General features: G+C 53.7%; 18 protein-coding genes. 8 read left to right on the top strand and 10 right to left on the bottom strand.

Going from position 1 to position 23838, the window contains the following annotated elements; translation table 11 throughout:
- Positions 1-47: 47 nt before the first annotated feature.
- Together JYB63_RS19095 and JYB63_RS19100 are read left to right on the top strand one after the other, a co-directional pair.
- Complete coding sequence (locus JYB63_RS19095) at positions 48-1709, top strand: BCCT family transporter (protein ID WP_205659521.1); 1662 nt, start codon at positions 48-50, stop codon at positions 1707-1709.
- Between the two features lie 177 nt (positions 1710-1886).
- Positions 1887-2192, top strand: coding sequence for a 4a-hydroxytetrahydrobiopterin dehydratase (locus JYB63_RS19100; protein WP_205659522.1), 306 nt, complete (start codon positions 1887-1889; stop codon positions 2190-2192).
- A gap of 417 nt (positions 2193-2609) precedes the next feature.
- On the opposite strand, the gene JYB63_RS19105 is transcribed toward JYB63_RS19100, so the two are convergent.
- Entirely contained in the window at positions 2610-2846 is a 237-nt protein-coding gene (locus JYB63_RS19105; RefSeq protein WP_205659523.1) for a hypothetical protein, read from the bottom strand.
- Positions 2847-3106: 260 nt separating this feature from the next.
- On the opposite strand from JYB63_RS19105, the gene JYB63_RS19110 reads away from it, so the two are divergent.
- Positions 3107-5254, top strand: a complete 2148-nt coding sequence (locus tag JYB63_RS19110; protein ID WP_205659524.1) for a transporter substrate-binding domain-containing diguanylate cyclase — start codon at positions 3107-3109, stop codon at positions 5252-5254.
- 351 nt (positions 5255-5605) lie between these two features.
- Here JYB63_RS19110 and JYB63_RS19115 read toward each other — a convergent pair whose 3' ends face one another.
- Entirely contained in the window at positions 5606-6247 is a 642-nt protein-coding gene (locus JYB63_RS19115; protein WP_205659525.1) for a hypothetical protein, read from the bottom strand.
- A gap of 493 nt (positions 6248-6740) precedes the next feature.
- Complete coding sequence (locus JYB63_RS19120) at positions 6741-7400, bottom strand: ureidoglycolate lyase (RefSeq protein ID WP_205659526.1); 660 nt, start codon at positions 7398-7400, stop codon at positions 6741-6743.
- A gap of 144 nt (positions 7401-7544) precedes the next feature.
- Between JYB63_RS19120 and JYB63_RS19125 the strand changes: the two genes are divergently transcribed.
- Positions 7545-8399 (top strand): LysR substrate-binding domain-containing protein, encoded by an 855-nt coding sequence (locus JYB63_RS19125; protein WP_205659527.1) that lies wholly within the window; start codon positions 7545-7547, stop codon positions 8397-8399.
- Between the two features lie 32 nt (positions 8400-8431).
- On the opposite strand, the gene JYB63_RS19130 is transcribed toward JYB63_RS19125, so the two are convergent.
- The 3 genes from JYB63_RS19130 to JYB63_RS19140 all read right to left on the bottom strand — a co-directional run bounded on the left by JYB63_RS19130 (position 8432) and on the right by JYB63_RS19140 (position 12494).
- Positions 8432-10336, bottom strand: a complete 1905-nt coding sequence (locus JYB63_RS19130) for an MFS transporter (protein WP_205659528.1) — start codon at positions 10334-10336, stop codon at positions 8432-8434.
- A gap of 138 nt (positions 10337-10474) precedes the next feature.
- Positions 10475-11158, bottom strand: a complete 684-nt coding sequence (locus tag JYB63_RS19135; protein ID WP_205659529.1) for a hypothetical protein — start codon at positions 11156-11158, stop codon at positions 10475-10477.
- A gap of 181 nt (positions 11159-11339) precedes the next feature.
- Entirely contained in the window at positions 11340-12494 is a 1155-nt protein-coding gene (locus JYB63_RS19140) for a TauD/TfdA family dioxygenase (protein ID WP_205659530.1), read from the bottom strand.
- A gap of 205 nt (positions 12495-12699) precedes the next feature.
- Between JYB63_RS19140 and JYB63_RS19145 the strand changes: the two genes are divergently transcribed.
- Complete coding sequence (locus JYB63_RS19145; protein ID WP_205659531.1) at positions 12700-13575, top strand: LysR substrate-binding domain-containing protein; 876 nt, start codon at positions 12700-12702, stop codon at positions 13573-13575.
- A gap of 34 nt (positions 13576-13609) precedes the next feature.
- Positions 13610-13903: a hypothetical protein gene (locus tag JYB63_RS19150; protein WP_205659532.1), complete on the top strand. Its 294-nt coding sequence runs from the start codon at positions 13610-13612 to the stop codon at positions 13901-13903.
- 6 nt (positions 13904-13909) lie between these two features.
- Here JYB63_RS19150 and JYB63_RS19155 read toward each other — a convergent pair whose 3' ends face one another.
- From JYB63_RS19155 to JYB63_RS19165, 3 genes are all read right to left on the bottom strand, one after another.
- Complete coding sequence (locus JYB63_RS19155; RefSeq protein WP_205659533.1) at positions 13910-14200, bottom strand: YciI family protein; 291 nt, start codon at positions 14198-14200, stop codon at positions 13910-13912.
- A 69-nt stretch (positions 14201-14269) separates the two neighbouring features.
- Complete coding sequence (gshA, locus tag JYB63_RS19160; RefSeq protein ID WP_205659534.1) at positions 14270-15835, bottom strand: glutamate--cysteine ligase; 1566 nt, start codon at positions 15833-15835, stop codon at positions 14270-14272.
- Positions 15836-15989: 154 nt separating this feature from the next.
- Positions 15990-18140, bottom strand: coding sequence for a Tex family protein (locus JYB63_RS19165; protein WP_205659535.1), 2151 nt, complete (start codon positions 18138-18140; stop codon positions 15990-15992).
- A gap of 369 nt (positions 18141-18509) precedes the next feature.
- Between JYB63_RS19165 and JYB63_RS19170 the strand changes: the two genes are divergently transcribed.
- Together JYB63_RS19170 and JYB63_RS19175 are read left to right on the top strand one after the other, a co-directional pair.
- Positions 18510-20705: a PAS domain-containing sensor histidine kinase gene (locus JYB63_RS19170; protein WP_243432073.1), complete on the top strand. Its 2196-nt coding sequence runs from the start codon at positions 18510-18512 to the stop codon at positions 20703-20705.
- A gap of 47 nt (positions 20706-20752) precedes the next feature.
- Positions 20753-22099 (top strand): sigma-54-dependent transcriptional regulator, encoded by a 1347-nt coding sequence (locus JYB63_RS19175; protein ID WP_205659537.1) that lies wholly within the window; start codon positions 20753-20755, stop codon positions 22097-22099.
- A gap of 57 nt (positions 22100-22156) precedes the next feature.
- Here the strand turns inward: JYB63_RS19175 and JYB63_RS19180 are convergent, their stop codons facing one another.
- Complete coding sequence (locus tag JYB63_RS19180; protein ID WP_205659538.1) at positions 22157-23752, bottom strand: methyl-accepting chemotaxis protein; 1596 nt, start codon at positions 23750-23752, stop codon at positions 22157-22159.
- Between the last annotated feature and the right edge of the window lie 86 nt (positions 23753-23838).

Here is a 23838-nt window from a genome sequence, read left to right on the forward strand (position 1 = left end):
CCGGAAGGTTAATTCATCTACAAAAATAACAAGATGGAGGATGCGTTATGTCGCAAGACTCTCGCAGTCCGGCACCGGAAAGTACGGTGTTTCGGGCAGATATGCTGGCCCAGACCGGGCTGTTCAAAGATATGCACAAGGGAATGACCATCACTTCAGCGGCACTGGTATTGCTGTTTGTACTGTTCACCGGGTCGAATACCGATCTGGCTGGCACAGTATTTGGCAGCGCCCGCAGCTGGATTGAATCCACCTTTGGCTGGTACTACCTGGTGACCGTGGTTTTCCTGATCGCCGTGTGTTTTTACATTGTGGTTAGCCCGTTCGGTAAGGTGCGGCTGGGGGACGATGACAGTCGGCCGGAATTCAGCAATTTCGCCTGGTTCTCAATGCTGTTCTCCGCCGGTATCGGTATCGGTATCCTGTTCTTCGGGGTCGCGGAACCGATCTTCTATCTGGATAACAGCGGTGGCTTCGGCTACCCGAATAATCCCTATGCGGACATGGCCGGCGCCACGGCGCTGGGCTACGACCGGGCGGTGGATGCTCTGCGGGTAACCTTCTTCCACTGGGGCTTCCACGGCTGGGCGGTCTACGTGATTGTGGGTATGTCACTGGCGTACTTTGCTTACCGTAAAAAACTGCCACTGGCGCTGCGTTCTTCCCTGTATCCGTTCATCGGTGAGCGTATCTACGGGCCGATTGGCCATGCGGTGGATATCTTCGGTGTACTGGGCTGTGTGTTCGGTGTGGCCACCTCGCTGGGTCTGGGTGTCAGCCAGATGTCGGTAGGGCTGGAACGCCTGATCGGCGTTGATCCGGGTACCATGACCCAGCTGATCCTGATCTTTATGATCTCCGTGGTGTCGATTCTGTCGGCCCTTTCCGGCGTAAATAAGGGCATCAAGATCATTTCTGAGCTGAATATTCTGGTGTCGATTCTGGTGGTCGCCTTCTTCCTGTTTGGCGGCCCGACCGCCTGGTTACTGGGCATTTTCGGCGACTCCATTGCGGATTATCTGGGCAGCTTTGTACAGATGGGTCTGTGGTTCCCGGAAGAGGAAGGCCCGGCTAAGTGGCAAAACGGCTGGACCGTATTCTACTGGGGCTGGTGGCTGGCGTGGGCGCCGTTCATCGGTTTGTTCATTGCCCGTATCTCCAAAGGCCGTACCCTGCGTGAATTCGTTATCGGTGTATTGCTGGTGCCGACCATCATCATCTTCGTCTGGCTGGGTATTTTCGGCGGCACCGCCCTGTATCAGGAACTGTACGCGGAAGCCGGTGTGGGCACCGCCGGGATCATTGATCTGGTAATGGCCTGGAACCTGCCGGCGGCACTGTTTGCCAGCTCTGATGGCATCGCCGGTACCGGCGCGATGGGCTGGATTCTGTCTGCCATGATGGTCTTCCTGCTGCTGAGCTGGTTCGTGACCTCTTCAGACTCCAGTACCCTGGTACTGACTACGATTCTGTCCTTCGGTAACGAGCATCCACCAAAAACCTTCCGGGTGTTCTGGGGCATCATTATTGGCTTTGTGGCGGCAGCCCTGCTGGTGGCCGGCGGCCTCAGTGCCTTGCAAACCGCCAATATTGCTGCGGCACTGCCGCTCAGTGTGGTGATCATTCTGATGACACTGGGAGTACTGAAGTCCCTGTTCATGGAGAAAAAGCAGACTGGTGAGGGAGAGGCGATTTCTCAGGAAAACTGATCGCTGACCGTCTGTTAAACACTAAGAAGGAGCATCACTGATGCTCCTTTTTTTATGCCTGACGCCGGTGGGCTTTCTGTGGCTGCAATGGCAAACTGAATGAATATACCTGCCTCCGGGTGAAAGCCGGGCTGAGGCTGACTAAGCTAACAGATATATCAATACAGGAGACGGATCATGGCATTGTCGGAAGCCTATAGTGAAGCACAGATTGAAGCTGCACTGGCCACCCTGAACGACGGACTGGAAACCCCGTGGGAACGGCGGGGCGATACCATTTTTAAGCAGTTTACGTTTCGCAGTTTTGTGCGGGCATTTGGGTTTATGAGTTCGGTGGCGATTATCTGTGATAAGCAGAATCATCATCCGGAGTGGTTTAATTGCTATAACACGGTGGATATTACGCTTACTTCCCATGATGTGGGTGGCTTGAGTGAGCGGGATTTTAAGCTGGCTACTTCAGTTGAGAAGTTGTTGGTTTGATTCTGTTCTTTTGACTGTTACTCAGCGCTTTCATGCAGATGTGTATTCGGGGTTGAGTGGGCTGATTGTTTGGCTGGTGTCGCTATTGTTGTGCTGAATTTTTATTTCGGATGATCTTTTCGCTTACGCGACTCAAGACTTTTGTAACGGCCAAAGCTTGTCAAAAAGAGTTCTTAAGAATCTAAAGGCCGCCCCAATGCTTGCCCGGCTTCGCCGTGTGCTCTGTGCTTCTCATTTTAAAATGGATGCTGCACTCTCCTTAAAACAGATGGCCGCTTCGCTCAGACAGTCCTCGCATTACTCCATTTTAAAACTGCGATGCTCGGCTGCGCATAAGGGGAAGCAGGGTGCCAACTGTGGGTGAGGTGTTCTGAAGAGGCAAACAGAGAGTTCTTTTTCCTTTATTTCTGTTTTGCTTTAGCGGTTACGGTGGAAGAGTATCAGTGATTTTATAAAGTAATACGTACATACAGTTGCGAACAGGGTCATGATGGCAAGCAGAGAGTGTGCCGCTTCGCCGGTAAATGTGAAGTTATGTTTAGAGTCATGAATTGATCCTGTGGATAGATAGCTTTGCCAATATATGAAAGCAACAAAATCGGCCATTACTGCTGTGAGTGCTATCCATCCATATTTCTTTAAATATTCCATCATGTTTCAAGCTACCTGATTCCTTTCGTTATTTATCTGGGGCTGCAGTGGCAGTGACTTTGAGGGCTGGTTCGAACTATAAGAACTTATAGTACATGGTTGGTGGTATAGCAGTTGTCGGGCTTTTTACTGATCAGAGTGAGTGCCGGGGTAGGGATAATTACTTTACTAAATGGTAAATTTAATGCTGCCTGCACGGTGAGCGGATTTCTTCTGTTCGTGTTGTCTGTTGGCCTTTAAATAGTGATATACCAAGGATTGTAATGAAGGTCTTTTTTTCCCGATTGTTTCTTATGCTGTGCCTTTCGTTCAGTACGCTGGCCAGTGAGGTTGTGCTGACTGAAGAAGAGCAGGCCTTCATTGCCAGTCATCCGGTGATCAAAGTTGCGATGATGCCGGACTTTACGCCGTTTTCTTATAAGTCCGGTGCCGGGCTGGTGGGTTTTGAACATGACCTGCTGGCGCTGATATCAGAGAAAACCGGGTTGCGCTTTGAAATCCGCACCGATAAGTGGACCACAATCTATAACGCTTTTAAAAACAAAGAAGTGGATATGATCAGCAGTATTTCCTACAAGGAATACCGCGAGCCTTTTACCCTGTTCACCAGCCCCTATTACAACATTCCGATCATGATCTTTGTGAAAGATAACTTTGGTGAATACAAAGGTCTGCAAAGCCTGGAAGGTAAGAAAGTCGGGGTGCTGAAAGATGTGTTCTATATCGAAGAACTGAAAAAAGTAGGTAATCTGAATCTGGTGTATTACGACAGCTATGATGCCCTTACTAAAGATTTAGTCTTCGGCAAGATAGATGCGCTGATGCAGAATCTGCCGAATATTAACCATCTGATTAAGAAGTACCTTTACACGAATATCACCCTGGCCAGCGAGCTTTCGCTGCCTAATACTAAGCGGGAAGATCTGCGCTTTGGCATTCAGCCTGAACTGCCATTGTTAAGCTCGATCGTTCAGAAGACGCTCAGTGCCATGATGAAGCAGGAAAAAGCGGCATTAAGTGATAAATGGATCGGCTCGATTAAAGAATACGTGGGCGGCCATATTCTGCTCAATAAGAATGAAATTGCGTACGTAAATACCAACCGGATTAAATACTGCATTAACCCTAAGGGCCTGCCTTTCGAAGGGCTGAATGAGAAAGGCGAACACATAGGGATGAGTGCGGATTATTACCAGCTGTTTAGCCAGATGCTGTCTGCGAAATTTGAGCTGGTCAGTACTAACAGCTGGAACCAGTCGCTGGAATATATAAAGCAGCGGCGCTGTGACATGCTGGCGTTGGGCATGGAAACCCCGGAGCGAAAAAGTTATCTCAACTTCACCAGCAGCTATCTGGAAGTGCCTCTGGTGGTGGCGACCCGGGTGGATGTGCCTTTCATCAATCACATTCTGGATCTGGAAGGGGAGAAGGTTGGCATTATCCGCGGTGACGCCTTTGTGAATATCTTGCGAAGCCGCTATCCCTCGCTCGAGCTTGTGGAGGTAGATGATATCTACGAGGGGCTGGATAAAGTGAAAGATGGTCAGCTGTTTGGCTTTATCGATACCCTGGCCAGCATTGGCTATGAGTTCCAGAGTCAGTATTTCGGTGAGTTGAAGATTGCCGGCAAGATCAATGAAAAGCTTAAGCTTTCTATTGCAGTACGTAACGATGATGAGACGCTTCTGGCGGTGCTGCAGAAGGCGGTGAATAACATTACCAATGAGCTGCACCGTAAGATTCTGAATAAGTGGATTCCGATCAAATATGAGAAGGGCATCGATTATAAGCTGATCTGGGAAGTGGTTCTGGTGGCGTTGCTGATTGTGTTGCTGCTGATGTACTGGAACACCAAAGTGACCAAAGCCAATAAGCTGCTGAAGCAGGCGCAGAGGGATATTGAGGATAAGAATAAGGCACTGGAGAGGCTCGCGCAGACGGATAACCTGACCGGTCTGTTTAACCGCCGTAAGCTGGAAGAGCTACTGCAAATCGAGTTGGACCGGAAAGAGCGGTTTGAGCGGGATTTCTGTCTGTCTATTCTCGATATCGATCACTTTAAGCAGGTGAATGATACCTTCGGGCACCAGACGGGTGACAGTGTGCTGGTCGCGGTGTCTGAGCTGCTGGTGAGCAGTTTACGTAAAACGGATTATGTGGGCCGCTATGGAGGGGAGGAGTTTATTATTATTTTCCCTGAGTCGAATCTTGAGGTGGTGACTGTTTTGCTGGAGGCGTTGCGGGTGAAGATTGCCGGTGAGGGGTTTGAGGACGTGGGCAGTGTGAGTGCCAGTTTTGGTTTTACTCTGTCGCAGAGTGGCGATTCTATAGAGGCGATTATTGCCAGAGCGGATGAGGCGCTTTATCGGGCCAAAGAGGGTGGCCGGAACCGAGTTGAGGTTCAACTCTGATGGTTTTGTATTTCTTGTCGTAAGTTTTTTTCTCTGTTTCAGTGCTGAATTATTAATTCAGATAATCTTTTTCGACTTCGTCGACTCAAGACCTTTAAACGGCTAAAGGTCTTAAGAATCTAAAGGCCGCCCCAATGCTTGCCCGGCTACGCCGGGTGCCCTGCGCGTTTCGCCATTGAATGGCAGCACAAAAACTCAGTCGCTCCGCTCCTTCAAACAGTTTGCGCTGCTGATCATTCAATGCCTGCATTGCTCAGCTGCGCATAAGGGGAAGCGGGTGCCAACTGCAGGTGGGGCGTTTAGGAAAAAGGAAAGAGCTACCCCATGTTAGATCTTAAGATAAATGAAAGATTAGGCTTCTTGGTCTATATCTACTCCACACTGCTTCAGAGCAGTTTTGAGTGATTCCCCTAGTTTATACTCACCTGTTGATGAGGCTGCTTGGTTAAGACCAATCGTCCGATATTTAATGACTTCCCCAGTGAGCATTTCACGGAGAATGTTTTTGGCTTTATTTCCTGTTGTAGCTGTAAAAGGAGACATCGCTTTGACAGCAGTTTCCATAGTAGTTTTATACGTATCTTTCAAAAGTGCTTGATTCTGCTTAGGTAGATTCTTTGCGTATGCATCAATAGAGCTCATTGTTCCTTCAGGAACGTAATCTAAAGGTGTTTCGCTTGAGCTAATCGTCCAGGCTTTGTTGCTATCAATTCTTATTTGGACATCGCCTACAGGAATTTTAATTTTCCCCCCGCTTCTTATTCCAACTCGAGCTTTACCGTTTACAACATCAATATACGGATAATAGTGATTGTTGTACGTGTAAACTGAGTTTTGACTATAGAGGCTACCAACCGTTACTGAGCATGTTTGTTTATCAGTAAATTCATCAATATTCGTTTTTGAAATCCATTCTACTTTGGGTGATAATGATGGAGTAGCAACGCAGCCTGATAGGGTGAGTATGGATACAATTGCGTAAATAGCTTTCATTAACTTTCCTTAGTTTAAATGGTTAAAGCCGTAGCGCTATTTGGCGCATTAGATTAGGTGATGAGAAAGCATTGAGTGGGTAATTAATGCTGTTATCTGCTATCGACTATACGTAGCGAAACCTTTGAAATCCATAGATATACATCAATCCTCTCCGTTGGCACGGGCTGATGATCCCCTTCTGCGAAGCCGAGTATTGCAGCGAGTAACAGATAAGCCGGATGAATTGTTTGAGAGCGCGAAGCGGTCGAGTTTTCAGGAGGCCTGTTGCTCGCGAAACACGCAGGGAACCTGGCGAAGCCAGGCGAGTAGTGGGGCGGCCTTTAGATTCTTAAGACCTTTAGCCGTTTAAAGGTCTTGAGTCGCGTAAGCGAAAAAGATTATCTGAAATAAAAAATCAGCACACTAACAACGATAAGCACTAAACGTCGAATTAGCAGGGTATTTGCCCCAGCAAATACCCCTAGCAGTATCAAAAAGAGGAATTAACTGATCACAGTTTCAGAGGAACTGATAGATAAACCCCAAACTCCTCCCCTATGTCACAACTCACCCGCGCATGAACCCGTCCCTGGCGGTCCTGAAAACGCTGTTTATCTTCAGCCGGGAAAATACCCTCGTGCCAGATATTTGGATGGATATACAACCCACGGCTGCCATCACACCAGAACGCTACCACCTTATCCGGGGTGAGATCATCGCCGGGTAATGCCACCGGCACTACAAACGGCTTGTTATCCAATGGATAGAACATCTGCCCGCCGTCCGGGTGATAATTCATGTGCCAGAGCAGCACCTGATCCCGGGGGACGCTGGCGACATCACTCTGGGCCTGTTGCGGGTCGCAGGACCAGCCCAGCACATATTCACCGTTCACCGCTTCATTGCTGCCGTGGAGGATGTCGCCGCGCCATTCGCCGTGGAAGACACCTTCTACCCAGCCGGCTTCGTCGCCGGTGCCTTCATCCACCGGGCGCCAGCCCTGTGCCGGCCAGCGGACGATTTCGATTTCAAAATTATCCGGATCATCCACCAGACAGCCGTAGCCTTTAACGGATTCTTCCGTGGCAACAATCAGGGGCACCTGATGCAGCGGGCGGGTTGGTTTCTCACTGGCTTCAAAGATATAGTTTGGGGCTGAAGTATCGTTCATTGTTGGGCTGCTCTCGTCGGTCTTTTATTGTGGTGTTGGCCGGTTGCGATAAGTCACGGGGTATTTATGCCGCAGGCCGGCGGCGGTGGTCAAAACAATGCCGTTAACAAATTTATAAATTTATTTTTACAGCCAGGTGACGGAATGACCCATGCGCAGCTTAAAGCCTTCCACGCAGTGGCCCTGACGGGATCCGTTCAGGATGCGGCGGAGCGTCTCAGCCTGACCCAGCCGGCGGTGAGTGTGCAGCTTAAGGCGCTGGAGGCGGACAGCGGCAAGGTGCTGTTCCGCAAAGCCGGTCACCGGCTGGAGTTGTCTGCACAGGGGCAGGAACTGTTTGCTGTCACCCGGCAGATGTTTCGGGCGGAGGCGGAGGCCCGGCAGTTGCTGTCGCCGGACAGCCGGCATACGGGCAGTTTGGTGATCGGTGCCGATGGCCCTCATGTGGCACTGGACCTGATCGCCGAATTTCGCAGCAGATACCCGCAGATTAAGGTGGAAACCCTGTTTTCCAATGCGGAACAGACCTGGCTGAATTTGCTGAATTTACAGGTAGATGTGGCGGTGCTGGCGGGGTCGCCGGCGCATCAGCGGGTGCATAAGCAACTGGCCGCCAGGCAGAGCCTGATGGCGCTGTTACCGGCGGATCATCCTCTTGTCGGTGCGGCGTCACTGACGCTGGAGCAGTTGTGTGAAGAGGTGCTGATTTTTCGCGAACAGGGTTCGAATACTCAGCAAAAACTGGCGTCAGCTCTGGCGGAGCGTGGGCTGAGTGTTCAGCCCGGGCTGGTGATGGGTAGCCGGGAGGCGGTATTTGAAGCGGTGGTGCGCAAGATGGGTGTGGGGTTTCTGTATAACCGTGAGGTGAATCAGGACCCGCGGGTCCGTGCGGTGCCGGTGGCCGGTATGGAGGCGGTTAACTGGGATGAGGTGGTCTGCCTGAAAAACGGCCGCCAGAATCCGCATGTGGCGGCGTTTTTCGACTGTATTCAGGACTAACCGGACAGCTGATCTGCCCGGCTAATAGCTTGTTATGACGGTTCCGGCCGGTCTTTCAGATCAGATACCAGGTCATCAATGGCGTCATGTTCATGGAGCACTTCCACCACGTCTGAGGCACTTTCCGGGACGGCTTCCACCGCAGCGGTGGCCACATCCATGGCCTGTTCCGGGGCTTTCTCAGCGATCATTGAGACCATGTCGGTGACGTTCTGCTCACTTTCATCCGCCAGACGGTCGGCGTAGCGCATGTCTTCAAGACTGTCGGAGACGTTGCTCAGGTAGGCTTCGGCAATTTCCACCACGGCTTCCGGATTGTCGTCTTCCAGTACGGCTTCGGTGGCCGCTTCGATGATTTCCATTGTCTGTTCCGGTGCGGCTTCTGCCATGGAGGCGGCCAGTTCCGGTATGTCTTCTGATTCTGCTTCTTCAAATACTGCACTGACCAGCTCAGCAGGGGCTTCGGTGGAGGCGGCGATGATGCTTTGCGCCAGTTCGGTATCCTGTTCGGGAGTCAGTTCGTTGAGGCGGTTATACAGTTCTGTGACGTCGATACCCTCTACCGTTGCGACTGCACCGGCCACTTCGTTGACCTGTTCCGGATTGGCTTTGGCGATCAGCATAACCATGTCGATGGCCAGTTCCGGATGGTGGGTGGCCATATCCATCGCGGTTTGAGCAGCGGGGCTGATTTCCGGTGCGGTGTCGGTGTATTCGGTCCGGGGATCGAGATCGGCACTGACCATACCGGTTGCCCCCTGTGGCACGAATGCTTCCTGCTGATCGACAGGAATGGATGGCCGTACTTTGGAACGGTAGAAAATAAACAGGGCGAAGACCGCGTGCAGAATCGCCAGCATGGCAAAGAAGTAGTTATCGCCGGCATTTTCCATGATAAAACCGGCGGCGGTTGGCCCCAGTGTTCCGCCAATGGCGTAGATAATCATCATGGTGCCCATGGCAGCGGTCATCTGATTTTGCTGCAGGCGGTCGAAGGTTTCAGAGACCCCCAGCGGGTAGAGGGCCGCCATGATGCCGCTGCTCAGGCCCACTAAAATGAGGGTGGCGATAAACAGGTCCAGTTCCACACTGAACGGCACCAGCGCAATCAGTACCATGGAGACCAGCACGATCAGCAGCATCACTGAGCGGCGGTCAAAACGGTCTGCCAGGTAGCCCACCGGGAACTGCAGGGCAAAGCCGCCCATGATGGCGGAGCCGATCAGCATCGACAGATTAACGCCGCTGATGCCTTTACTCTCTGCGTATACCGCGAGCATGCTGAGCATGGAGCCCAGCAACAGGCCGCACATCAGTACGGACATAACGCCCACCGGGGAGGTTTTGCTCAGATCAAACAGTGGCATCCGTGGGGTGTCATCCACTTCCGGGGCGGATACCCGGCTCATGGCGATAGGCAGCAGGCCGCCGCAGAACAGCAGGCCGGCAATGATATACAGTTCTGCCTGATTCACTTCGCCAAAGTTGATCAGGAAGGAGCCGAGGAACATGGCAGACAGCACCACGGTCTGGTTGGTGGCCAGAATCCGCGAGCGGGTTTTACTGGTGGCCCGTTCGCTCAGCCAGCCATCCGCTACGATGTTGGTAGCGGCGATGCTGAAGCCGATGATGATGCGCATCGCGCCCCAGACCCATTCGTTGAGCCACAGGAAACAAACCAGAATACTCATGGCGCCGAGGGCGGCACTGGCGGCATAAAGGCGGATATGACCCACCCGGATTAACAGCCGTCTGGCATACAGTCCACCCAGCAGCAGGCCGACCGAAAACATGGCCATGACCAGACCGATACTGTCGGCACTGATACCTTCAGAGCTGAGGCGGGTAGGGACCAGAATGTTATTCAGGCCGTGACCCAGATTCATGATAAATCCGCTCAGAAAGAGGGATATCAGGGAGATCAGCGTCGCCGTCATTGAGTGCAATTCCTTAGGGCGTTTTTCCGCGACTTTATGCCCTAAGCTTTTGTTCTGTCAATCAAATCCCGCTGGCCAGCTATCAATAAATTCGATGGCTGACCGCAGGAAATTCGATGTGTTTTTGAAGGGCTGATATCAGCGGGCTTCCAGGGCTCTGTAGACGCTGCCGGAGGCACCGCCGGAGGCTTTGATCTGGATAGCAATTTCGTCGCTGTCCAGCCCCGGTGAGCAGATCAGGTAGCCGGCATCGCCGGCTGCGGTGGTTAACTCAGACCGGAGGGTTGTGAGGGTATCCACCGAGCATTGACGCAGTAGTCTTGGCTGACTCTGGCGTATCAGGCTGGCCTGCTCCTGATCTTCGGTGCTGATCAGGCCGTTTTCCCGACAGAAGCTCAGGGAGTACTCCGCCAGGCAGGCTTTGGCGGCTTTCAGCACCGCACTGCTCTGGTAGAGCCGGCTGTCGCTGGGGGCAATGTCCAGGTTGTCGATCTGCAGCGGGGCGATGCTGTGGACCCGGGTGGGCTGGCAGTCACCGCCAATACGGGTGCTGACGTCCAGTTCAAAGTAACGGGCTTTCGGGTAGGCTTTCAGTTGTCCGGCCGGCACGCTGATATATTCATTGTTCGCGCTCTGCAGTTCGGTTTCACCGTTTACCTCGATGGCCAGCGCCGGTAACTGTGCCAGCAGGGTACGGCGGTCATAGTCACAGCTGCCGTCCAGTGGTTGTGGCGTGTTACTGATATCCGGCTGGCTGCTGCAGGCACTCAGTAGCAGGGCCATACTGCCCAGAATAAAGGCGGAGGTGTATCGGGAGAACATAACAATTCCTTGAAAGCTTCAGATATGCAGGTATGACTCTTACAGCGGCGTTAGGTTACCGCAGAATCAGAAAAACAGGGAATTTTTTGTGCCAGAGGGTGATTCAGAGTGTCTGTGACGTAAAAACGCCGCGGCAGGAAAACCCTGACGCGGCGTTATTCAGCGTTGCTCAGCGGTGGTATCAGGCGTATTTCTGGCCCAGTACCCGCAGGCGGCTCTGGAATTCAGACCGGTCTACGTAGCAGCCGCGCAGGTGGCGGGTGCCGGTGCTCGGATCAAACTCATCACGGCCGTGCATGACCCGACGGTTATCGAAGACTACCATGTCGCCGCCGTTGAGCATCAGTTTGATGGTGTAACGGGGATCGCGCAGACGGCCCATCAGGTTACGGTAGGCCAGGTAGTATTCATGCATGATCTCTTCCGGCAGGTCGAAAATATCCGCCAGGTGAGCGTTGTATTTAATCTCAACAATTTCGCCAAAGGTGTTCAGGTTGATCACCGGATGATGCTGGCGGATGTCGTGGCCTTCATCGTGGAAACGGAACGGGATGGCATGTTCTGCCAGCAGGCGGAAATCTTCCGGGCATTCGCCGCGCAGGTCTTCCAGCACCCGCAGTCCGTCAACAAAAACGGATGCGCCGCCTTCACTGTCGTTCGCCAGGCAGTGCAGGAACTGGTAGCCCGGCGGGACTTCCTGGTTGGCCAGGTCGGTGTGCAGTGGCAGGGCGATGGAGGTGTACGCCAGGTTAATCGGGTTCGGTACCGAGATCACATTGAAGGTCACCCCGAAGTTGGTGCGGCGCAGGTAATCGATGCGCTGGGCTACATCTACTACCGCTTCGTCGGTGATCGGCATGTTGCGGACAATGGCCAGGCCGTCACGGTCCAGGGCGGTCATCCAGTCAAACAGGGCTTTGTCGTCCTGCATGATGTCGCCGTTGTCGGCTTCCGGAATGTTATTAATGAAGCTGTTGTTCCAGCTCTGGTATGTAGAGCTCTGACGCTGGCGAAGGTTACCGGAGTAGGCGTGGCTGCGTAGCCACTGTTGGCAGAAAGTGCTGCGGTGCTCGCCTTCAGACCAGTCGATGTTCAGGGTGTCGGCATCGTAATCGATGGCCAGCGGATGAATGTCAGCCGTGACAGACAACTGATCAAAGGTACGTTCCTGAGTATCAGCGTGGAAGCCGCTTGGGCAGTTATCCCGTAACCAGAGGAAGTGGAAACTGGCGTGCCGGCCGTCATCCCATTCAATGTTCAGGCTGCGTGGTTGCTGGGTGATATTGGCGATGCGGCTGTCGGTTGCCCCGCCGGCTGTTGGTGTACCGTCTAACATAGAAGTGTGCCCGTATATTATTATGCAAATCCGAAAACTGGCTCAAATGCGTCTGGTATGTACATTGTGAGCGACAGGCTGCAAATGATAATGGGCTGCTGAAAAACGACAAACGATGAATATGGGGGGTCACCATAAGCCCAGCTAATGGTACCCTTAAACAACGCAAAATAACTGTGCCACAGAGCCGAATACAGAGACAGATATGCCGGTTAAATTACCCCCTTTGAACTGGTTGAGAACCTTCGAAGTTGCCGCCCGGGAGCTGAACTTTACCGTGGCAGCCCGGGAGCTGAATATGACCCAGTCGGCGGTCAGTCAGCAGATCCGTCTGCTGGAAGATAATCTGGGGGAGCCGCTGTTTAACCGTATGCCCCGGCAGATCAGCCTGACCAAACGGGGCCGGGCCTATCTGCCGGTGGTACAGGGAGCCCTGCAGGAGTTGCAGCGGGGGACCTCGGATATCTTCTCGCCGCTGAAAGACGGTGAAGTCACCATCGAGGTCAATACCGCCTTTGGCATTCTCTGGCTGGCGCCGCGCATTAAAAAATTTACTGATGAATATCCCGGTTTAAGCCTGAGAATTATTAATGCCAACTGGGACAGCGAGTTTACCGCCGGTACAGCAGAGCTGTCTTTACGTCATGGTACCGGCGACTGGCCGGAGCTGGATTTTACCCGGTTGATCATGCCCCGCCTGCGGCCGTATTGCAGCCCGCAGATGGCCGCTGAAATTAATCAGACAGCGGATGTACTGAACTGGCCGCTGCTGAATGTCATCGGTAATCAGCAGAACTGGCATGCCTGGCTGGCACAGTACGGTTTACAGCATGAAGAGCAGCCCCTGATTCATAAAATGGACAGTGCCGCGACCACTGTTGCAATGGCGGTAGCGGACTGTGGCATCTGTCTGAGTTATGACGAGATCGTTGCCCCACAGGTAGCCGCCGGGCAGCTAGTGGCACCGCTGGAGGATTACGTGGGCAGTACCGAAAGTTATTACCTGACCCACCGGCAGGACAGCCCGCTGAGTAAAGCAGCCAAAGTGTTTAAAGACTGGTTACTGGAAGAGGTGAGCTAAGCTGTAGCTGAAACAGAGTAGTCAGGAGAGGGTAATGGCAGGGAACAGGGAAGAAGGGCCGGTTATCGGTTTTATTATGAATTTGTTCGCCAGCGTGGTGTTTTCGGTACCCACGGCACTGTTGTTGTGGTTCGGTCTGAACCGTGACTGGGCGTTGGAGAATCCGGATGCCACTGCCGGCGGCTTATACCTGACAGGCAGTGGCTTCTGGATATTACTGGGGGCGTTAGTGTTTGTCGGTGTTTGTTTTCCCCGGTTATTCCCGGGGCTGATGGGCTATTGCTGGCGCAAGATTATTCGCCTGGGGCGCTGGGTGACTCATTGGTGAAATGATTTATGCGTTCAGTAACAATTCCAGCCCCGGTGCGCTTCGGTTGGCCAGCCATGCGGTAATTTCGTAAGCGGCCAGCTGTTCACGCTTGAACGGATCTTCCTCAAGAATCGCTTCCAGTGCTTCTCTGGTCGGTGCGGTCGCCAGAATCACACCGCCGGTGCGGGGCTGTTTTGGCCCGGATGCCAGAAAGGTACCGTTGGCATAATGATGGTTCAGAAAGGCGATATGCTCTTCAAGGTAGATTTCGATTTCGCTGAGCGGGCGCTGATAACTGATGGATACGATGAACATGGTGCTTCCTGCCGGTTTCTTCAGGTATAAAAAAACCGCTGTTGGCAGCGGTTTTTGTTCAGTGTGTATTTACTTGGCCATGTAGTCAGCCAGGTACTGGTCGAAGTCGATGTTGTCCGCCAGCTCGATCTCTTTTTGCTCCTGCAGGGATTCACTGCTGAGCTTTTCAAGATACGCCTGCTGTTCGGCGCTGATGGCTTTCTGGCTGATGGTCGCCCGGTGCTCGCGGCTTTTTTCCAGTGCGAAGGCTTCATAGCCCTGGCCGCTGGCTTTCATACCTGCCAGCACCTGTGCTGATGGCGTCAGTGCCGGATTATCCAGTTTTTCCTGTTGCTGGCTAACGGCGGTGCTGAAGCGCTGAGAACCGTAGACTTCGTCCAGCAGGGCTGCGGTTTTGTGGATATCTGCAAGGATTTCCTGTCCCCACTGGGCAACGGTCATCTGGGTGCCGTTGTTGTTCAGGGTCAGACCCGGTTCACGGCCACGGTTGACCACCAGATCGTTGTTTTCACCGATGCGTTTGCATTCCTGCTCCGGAATTTCCGCCGGGTTGGATAGCAGACAGGTCACCAGGAAAGCATCGAGGAAGTCAGACTGGCTCTGGTCGATGCCCAGTGGCAGTAAAGGGTTGATATCCGTATTACGTACTTCGATGTATTCAACACCGCGTTCCTGCAGGGCGTGGATTGGCTTTTCACCGCTCTGGGCAACCCGCTTGGGACGGATGTCGCTGTAATATTCATTTTCAATCTGCAGCACATTGCTGTTCAGCTGCTTGTACTGGCCATCAACCTTAATGCCCATTTCTGCGTAAGGGGCATACGGGGTCTGAATGGCTTTCTGCAGGGAGCTGGTATAGGTATCCAGATGGTTAAAGCAGATGTTCAGGTCTGCCTGAGCTTTGTTGGAGTAGCCCAGGTCGCTCATACGCAGTGACGTTGCATACGGGCGGTAGAGGGTGTTTTCGTCCCAGCTTTCCAGGTCGTGTTCGCGGCCGGCCATGAAGCTGGCGGACAGCGCCGGTGAGGCACCGAACAGATACAGCAGCAGCCATGAATAGCGGCGGAAGTTGCGGATCAGGGCAAAGTAGCTGTCGGACCGGAAAGTCTGCAGGCTGTCTTTGTTGTCCTGCAGTTTTTGCAGGTTTTCCCACAGGCCATCCGGCAGGGAGAAATTGTAATGGATGCCGGCAATGGCCTGCATCATTTTACCATAGCGGTGTTCCAGACCCACACGGTAGGTGTATTTCATCTGGCCCACGTTGGAGCTGCCGTAACGGGCAATCGGGATCATGGCGTCGCCGTCGATACGGCACGGCATGCTGGATGCCCACAGTTCTTCACTGTTGAGCTTCTGGAAGCTGAAGTGGTGCAGGTCCTGCAGGAACTGTAAGGCGTCACCGGACTCGCTGAATACCGGGGTGATGAATTCCATCAGGGCTTCAGAGTAGTCGGTGGTAATGTGGCCGTGGGTCAGGGTAGAGCCTAAAGTAGCCGGGTGACCTGTCTGGCTGATAATGCCTTCAGCGTCGACCCGTAAGCCTTCTTTCTCGATGCCGTGAAGCATGCCTTTCAGGCTTGATGCCAGACCACTTTCGGTCAGGCGTTGCAGATTTTTTTCCAGTGCCGCAGACAAAATACAGCTTCCTTCGCAGGTAAAAAAGAACGGCCATTATAGCCTACTGATAAAGCAACATAATACTGTTTGAGGACAAGTTTGTTGCGTTCAGAATTGACTCTGTACGACGAATCATGCCGGTTCTGCTAAAAATCCGACATTCTGTGCCGGCTTAGCCTGCTTTCATCGACAGAGAGATCCGTTTACGTGGCTGATCCACTTCCAGCACCCGTACACTGACGATATCGCCGGTTTTTACAATGCTGTGTGGGTCTTTCACAAAGCGGTCCGCCAGTTGGGATATGTGTACCAGTCCGTCCTGATGTACGCCGATATCCACGAAGGCACCGAAGTTGGTGACGTTGGTCACGCAACCTTCAAGCTGCATGCCCGGGTGCAGATCTGCCAGGGTTTCTACGCCCTCCTGAAAACTGGCGGTGCGGAATTCCGGGCGCGGGTCCCGGCCGGGTTTTTCCAGTTCACGGATGATATCCCGCAGGGTATAGAGGCCAAACTGGGCGTCGCAGTAGTCCTCTAAACGCAGCTGTTGCAGCCGTTGTTGCTGGCCGATCAGCTCGCTGACTTTGCAACCCTGTGCTTTGGCGATGCGCTCGACCACAGCGTAGGCCTCAGGATGCACCGCTGAACCGTCCAGTGGGTTCTTTCCGTTACTGATCTTGAGGAAGCCGGCACACTGTTCGAAGGCTTTTGGCCCCAGGCGGGGGACTTTTAGCAGTTGTTTCCGGCTGGTGAAGACCCCGTGCTGATCCCGATAGGCGACAATATTCTGTGCGGTGGTCATGTTCAGCCCGGCCACCTGACTGAGTAGCTGGGCAGAGGCGGTGTTCAGGTCTGCGCCGACGTGATTAACACAGTCTTCCACAGTGTCTTCCAGCGACTGATTCAGGGCGTTCTGATCCACATCGTGCTGATACTGGCCCACGCCGATGGCTTTCGGTTCGATTTTCACCAGTTCGGCCAGCGGGTCCTGCAGACGGCGGGCAATGGATACGGCTCCGCGGATGGAAACATCCAGCTCTGGCAGCTCTTCACTGGCCAGTTCTGAGGCGGAATATACCGAAGCGCCGGCTTCGCTGACGACCACGGGCACGGCCTGAATATCCGGATGGTGTTTCAGCAGGTCTTTGACCAGCTGTTCGGTTTCCCGTGAGGCGGTGCCGTTGCCGATGGCAATCAGATTTACACTATATTTCTGACAGAGTTTGGCCAGGGTGCCCTGTGCGGCCTGCCACTGTTTCTGTGGGGCATGGGGATAAACCGTGGTGTGATCCAGCACTTTACCGGTGTTATCCAGCACCGCAACTTTGACCCCGGTACGCAGGCCCGGATCCAGCCCGAGGCTGGCTTTCAGGCCGGCGGGGGCGGCCAGCAAAAGATCTTTAAGATTACGGCTGAAGACGCTGATCGCTTCTGCATCCGCGTCCTGCTTCAGCTGTTTGATTAGCTGATTTTCCAGCGATGGCAGCAGCTTTTTCTGCCAGGCCTGCTGAATACAGGTGGCCAGCCAGCGCCCGGCCGGGCTGTTGTCACAGCGCCAGCCGGTAAAGCGGCTGATCAGCTCAGCGGGCCGGTCCGCATCGGCGTCGGTGGGGCGCAGTTTATAGCGGACAATGCCAGCCTGCTGGGCCCGCAGGATTGCCAGCGCCCGGTGGGAGGGTAGCTTGCTAATGTTTTGGCTGAAGTCGAAGTAATCAGCAAATTTAGCCCCTTCCTGCTGTTTATCTTTGATGACTTTACTGCTCAGTTCGCCGCGGTTCCACAGCCACTGGCGCAGCTGGCTTTGCAGATCGGCGTGTTCGGCGATCTGTTCGGTGAGGATTTGCCGGGCCCCTTCCAGTGCGTCTTCTGTGGTGTTGATGCCCTTATTCGGATTCAGGTAACGGGTGGCCAGTTTTTCCGGGGTGCCCTGCAGCCGGCTGAGGGTGTCAGCTAACGGCTGTAAACCGGCGGTCCGGGCCAGTTCGGCTTTGTTCTGGCGTTTGGGTTTATAGGGCAGGTAGAGATCTTCTAACCGACTTTTGGTATCGGCGGCCTGCAGGGCGGCCTGCAGTTCAGGGGTGAGTTTGTCCTGCTGGCGGATACTTTGCAGGATGGTGTCCCGGCGGGCGTTGAGTTCCCGTCGCTGTTCCAGCCGTTTAGCCAACTGGCGCAGCTGAGCGTCATCCAGGCCCTGGGTGGCTTCTTTACGGTAGCGGGCAATGAACGGAACCGTGGCGCCTTCATCCAGCAGGCGGATAACCGCTTCAGCCTGTTGAGCTCGGATGTTCAGATCGGTGGCAAGGTCTTGGGCAAGTGAAGTCATCGGAAACCTGGGTAACTCAGAACAGTTAAAGGCTTATCATACCTGTCGGCCAGAAAGAGCAGTAGTCACCGGATGCAGGAAAATCCTGTTAGACTTTAGTCGGATTGGTGGCTAAAAAGGTTGTTATGCGCGCACGGCTGTAGTCGACTTATGTCTAACGGGATGCTGACACTTTTTCAACGACAAGCTTTCACAGGTAGGGTGTGAGAGTGAAAATACTGCCGGTCATCCCGGCAAGGCTGCTTCTGGAACCGGCGAACACGTGCGCGACACTTCCTTAGCCTGAAAAAAAATAATAAGAATGACGATGATTTCTAAGGCTGAACAGTGGCAACTCAGGAACGATTAACATCCAGGCCTTTCCTGGCTTTGTGTTTAATAGCAGTGCTTATTCTGGTGGTGTATCAGACCGCTACTATCAGTCGCGAGCGGGCGCTGGCGGATTTACAGCACCGCACAGCGGCGGATCTGGGCCGGTATTCCCTGAGCCTGCAACAGGAACTGGACCGCTACAAAGACATTCCCAAGCTGATCAGTACCCACTCTGAATTACTCAATCCCCTGTTACATCCCGGCAGCGATGCGGAAGCCCGTGCCAGCCTTTATCTGGAAAAGGTGAACGAAACCATCGGCGCATCGGATGCCTATCTGATGAATACCGAAGGCCTGACGGTGGCTGCCAGTAACTGGGATAAAGAAAAAACCTTCGTGGGGCGTAATTTTGCCTTCCGGCCTTACTTTAAAGACGGCCTCAGCGGCAAGGCAGGCCGCTATTTTGCGTTAGGCACCACCTCCAAGAAACGGGGCTATTTCTTTTCTTATCCGGTGCATTACCGGGGTAAAACCCTGGGGGTGATCGTCGTTAAGATCGACATCAACGATATTGAGAATGACTGGAATGATCCGCTGACGGATATTCTGGTGACCGATGAGGATGGCGTGATTTTCCTCAGCACCCGGCCGGAGTGGAAATTCCGTACCCTGGCGCCGTTGTCACAGGCGGATTTACAGCGAATTCTCAGCAGCCTGCGTTACGGTGAAGAAGCACTGGAAGCGCTGAATGTTATCCGGCGGAAAGACCGGGGGGATGGCACCGAGGTTGTGACCCTGGTGGACGGTGACTGGGCGTCCAGTGAGTCGCTGGACGGTGTGAAGACCCGCCAGTATCTGCAGCAGACCCGGCAGGTTGAAGATGCCGGTTTTAATGTCTCTATTCTGGCTAATATCAAAGCGGTGGAGCGGCAGGTATTTACCAATGTATTGCTGGCCAGCTTCAGTTACGGGGCGCTGGTGTTCCTGTTGTTGTTCCTGTTTACCCGCCGGCGGGTGGCGGATCAGCGGGAGGAGTTCAAGCGTCAGGAACAGCAGGCACTGGAGAGCAGCGAAGCCCGGGTACGGGCGATCATTGATAATACCCATGCGGGTTTAATTACACTGGATCATCTGGGGCGCATTGAATCCTTTAATCCGACGGCGGAAAAGCTGTTTGGCTATCCGGCGGAAGAGGTACAGGGCAAGTATTTCAGCCACTTGCTGGCGCAGCAGGACCGGGCGGTTTGCTGGCAGCACATCACCACCAGTACCGATGATGATACCGAGCTGATGATTGAAGCACTGGGGTGTCGGGCGGATGAATCACAGATTCCGGTGGAGCTGGTGATCGGTCGGATGACCCGTGAAGGGGACCGCTATTTTATCGTCACCGTGCACGATATGACCGAGCGTAAGCAGTATGAACAGAAGCTGCGTAAAGCCCGGGATATGCTGGAGCACCGGGTGGATGAACGGACGGAAGATCTGTCCAGAGCCAATGCCCGGTTACTGACCGAAATGGAACAGCATAAGAATACCCAGAACGAGCTGATACAGGCGGCCAAACTGGCGGTGCTGGGGCAGATGTCGGCGGGGATTAATCATGAGCTGAACCAACCGCTGACGGCGATTCGCAGCTATGCCGATAACGCCCGTTCCTTTCTGGAAATGGATAAGCCTGAACCGGCAAAGGATAACCTCAGTGAGATCGGTTTACTGACCGAACGCATGGCCAAGATTATCGGCCCTTTAAAGGAGTTCTCCCGTAAAACCACCGGGCAGTTGTCGCCAATCAGCCTGCAGGCCGCTGAAGACGGGGCGATGGCGATCATGTACGGGCAGCTGGCCAAAGCCAAAGTGGATATTATCTGGCCGCAGGATGCGGCGGATATTTATATGCTGGGGGATATGCTCCGGCTGGAGCAGGTGCTGGTTAATCTGATCAGTAATGCGATGCAGGCGATGGAAGGGCAGACTGCTCCCCGGATTGAAATCTCCGCGGGCCGGCAGGACAGTATGATGAGCATTGCGGTAAGGGACTTTGGCCCAGGGGTACCTGAGTCGGATCTGGAAAAGGTCTTCGAACCTTTTTATACCACCAAGCTTGATAAGCAGGGGCTGGGTCTGGGGCTGTCGATTTCCCACCGGATTATTCTCAGCATGGGCGGCCAGCTGACGGTGACTAACCATCCGGAAGGCGGCGCTGTGTTTACGGTGCTGCTGCCGGCTGTGCCTTCCTCCGTTCAGGCGTGATACTATCCGGGCAGATATCGGGGCTCAGGCGCGGACGGGAATAGCAGATGCCAAATTCAATCATGCTCGTAGATGACGAGAAGCATATCCGGGTGGCGGTGGGGCAAACCCTTGAGCTGGCCGGTTATGACGTAACTGCCTGTGAAGCCGCTGAAGAGGCATTAACCCATCTGAACAGCGAGTGGCCGGGCATTGTGGTCACTGACATCAGCATGCCGGGCATGGGCGGGCTGGGCCTGCTGGAGCGGGTTCGCCGGCTGGATGCCGACCTGCCAGTGATTCTGATCACCGGCCACGGTGATATCTCGATGGCCGTTCAGGCCATGCGCGACGGCGCTTATGACTTCATTGAAAAACCCTTCTCTTCTGAGTTGCTGGTGGATGTGATCCGCCGGGCACAGGAGAAGCGCAATCTCACCCTGGAAAACCGTAACCTGCGTAAAGCATTGCAGGCTCAGGGAGGGATAGGGCCACGGATTATCGGTGAGTCGCCGAGCATTCAGCAGTTACGGAACATGATTCAGCATGTGGCGGATACACCGGCGGATATTCTGTTACACGCCGAAACCGGTTCCGGTAAGGATCTGGTGGCCCGCTATATCCACGAGCACAGTAACCGCCGGGATAAAAACTTCGTTGCCATTAACTGCGGTGCGGTGCCTGAAAACCTCATTGAAAGTGAGTTGTTCGGTCACGAAAAGGGTGCCTTTACCGATGCCAAACAGCGCCGGATCGGCAAGTTTGAGCATGCTAACGGCGGTACCCTGTTTCTGGATGAAATTGAAAGTATGCCCCTGGCACTGCAGGTGAAACTGTTGCGGGTGCTGGAGGAGCGCAGCATTGAACGGCTGGGTTCAAACCAGCAGATTCCGCTGGATTTGCGGGTGATTGCCGCCACCAAGGTGGATCTGAAACAGCTTAGTGAAGAAGGGGAGTACCGGCAGGATCTGTATTACCGTCTGAATGTTCTGCAGCTGCCGATTCCGCCGTTACGGGAACGCAGGGAAGATATCCCCATGTTGTTTCAGCATTTCGCGCTGATCGCTTCGGCCCAGTATCACCGGGAGGTACCACAGTTGAGCAGTGACAAGCTGGCGTTACTGATGGCCCATAACTGGCCGGGGAATGTCCGGGAGCTGCGCAATGTTGCAGAAGGTTATGTACTGCTGGGTGAGGCCTATACCTTTGATTTCGACGAGCAGGACGGTGCTGCCAAAACCGGGCTGACATTGCCGGAGCAGGTGGAACAGTTTGAGAGGCTGATTCTGCAGAAAGCGCTGGGCCGCTGTCAGGGCTCGATCAAGGATACCCAGACAGAACTGGGGCTGCCCCGTAAAACCCTGTATGACAAAATGAAAAAGTACGGGCTGGATAAAAGCGAATTCAAGCACTGAGTGTGCGTATAAAAAAGGCTGCCGGTTGGCAGCCTTTTTTGTGCCTGTGATTCAGGCTTACACTTTGAATTGCTGTGCCCGTTGTTCCAGCTCTTCAGCCAGATTGGTGATCTGCTGGGATACTTCGCTGAGCTGTTCTACCCGGCTGATGGCGCTTTCAGTGCCGCGGTTAATGGTGGCAATGCTTTCTTCAACCCGCACGGTAGCATCGCTGTGCTGGTGCACGGCGTCGCTGATGGCGTTGTTGGTGTTGGCAATGGCCTCCATTTCAGTGGTGATATTGGTCAGTGAGGTAACCGTGCTCTGAACCTGTTCAACGCTCTGTTCGGTACTGTTACTGGCTTCCTGCATCACATTCACCGCATGCTGCGCATTGTTCTTGAACGAGTCGATCATGGTGTTGATCTCAATGGTCGCTGTCTGGGTGCGCTGCGACAGAGAGCGGACCTCATCGGCAACCACCGCAAAGCCCCGTCCCTGTTCGCCTGCACGGGCGGCTTCAATGGCGGCGTTCAGGGCCAGTAAGTTAGTCTGCTCGGCGATGCCCTGAATCACACTGAGGGTTGTATCTACTTCGTGACTTTCCTGTTCCAGCTTCTGAATCACTTCAGCGGCCTGCAGAATCTTGCCCTGCAGCTGTTCGATAATCTGCTGGGTCTGGGCGGAAACCTGTGCCCCTTTGTTACTTTCAGCCAGTGCCTGGCCGGAGGCGGATACGGTGGCATCAGCGCTGCTGGAGACACTCTGGGTGGCTTCACTCATGGTGGCCATGGCGTCTGATACTTCACTGGCGAGCTGCATCTGGTTCTGGGATGAGCTGCTGGCCTGTACGGTAATGTCTGAAATGCGCTGGCTGCTGTTGCTGAGCAAATCAATGGAGGTCACTACGTGCTGGATGTTGCCACGAAATGTCTGCAGCATGCTGTTGAACGAGGCTGCGGTCTGGCCGATCTCATCGTTATTCTGGATATCCAGCTGTTGAGTCAGGTCTGAGTTCTGCTCGATCTCATGGATGGTTTTGCTCATCCGGCGCAGGGGTTTCACCACGATCCGGTGCAGTAATGTACCGATCACAAACAGAGCAACAATGAACATGCCCAGTTCCAGCAGTGCCACCCGGGTAACATTGCTCATGATGGAGGCGTCGAGGCTTTCAAAAGAGTAAGTCACCCGCACGGCGCCAAGAATGGTGCCTTCTTCCACCTGGTGGCAGGTCAGGCAGTTGGTACCCTTGTAGGAAGAACTGGCAAGGATCGGCTTAACCACGGTCAGGCGGTGGCCCTGCTCATCATTCATTTCTTCACTGATTTCTTCACCGGCCATGGCGCGACGGTCCAGTTCGTCAATGACCACGGCATCGGGCAGGCCCGGGCCGAAGACTTTACTGACCGGTTCAGCCCGGATGATACGGGCTTCGGTTAATTCCGGGTTGCTGAGGATTTTGTCCTGCAGGGCCTTACGGTTAGCCATTGCGCCGCTGAGCATCATGATATTGATGCTGTCGAAATAGTTGTCGGCGGTGGTTTGGGTATTGTGTTCGGCAACCGTCAGCGCCAGTGATGTTTCACTTTGATAAACCGTTGTAATTGAAGTGAGCAATACCAGCAGAAAAACAGCCGCGAGGCTGAGGTTTACTTTGCTTTGGATCGTCATGATTTTCAGGCCTGAGAAGAAGGTAACTGTTCAGTTAATGTTCATATAACCATCCCTTTTAAAGGGTTTCTATACAGGGAGTAACT

The sequence above is a fragment of the Aliamphritea spongicola genome, assembly GCF_017051665.1.
Taxonomy (GTDB): Bacteria; Pseudomonadota; Gammaproteobacteria; order Pseudomonadales; family Balneatricaceae; genus Amphritea; species Amphritea spongicola.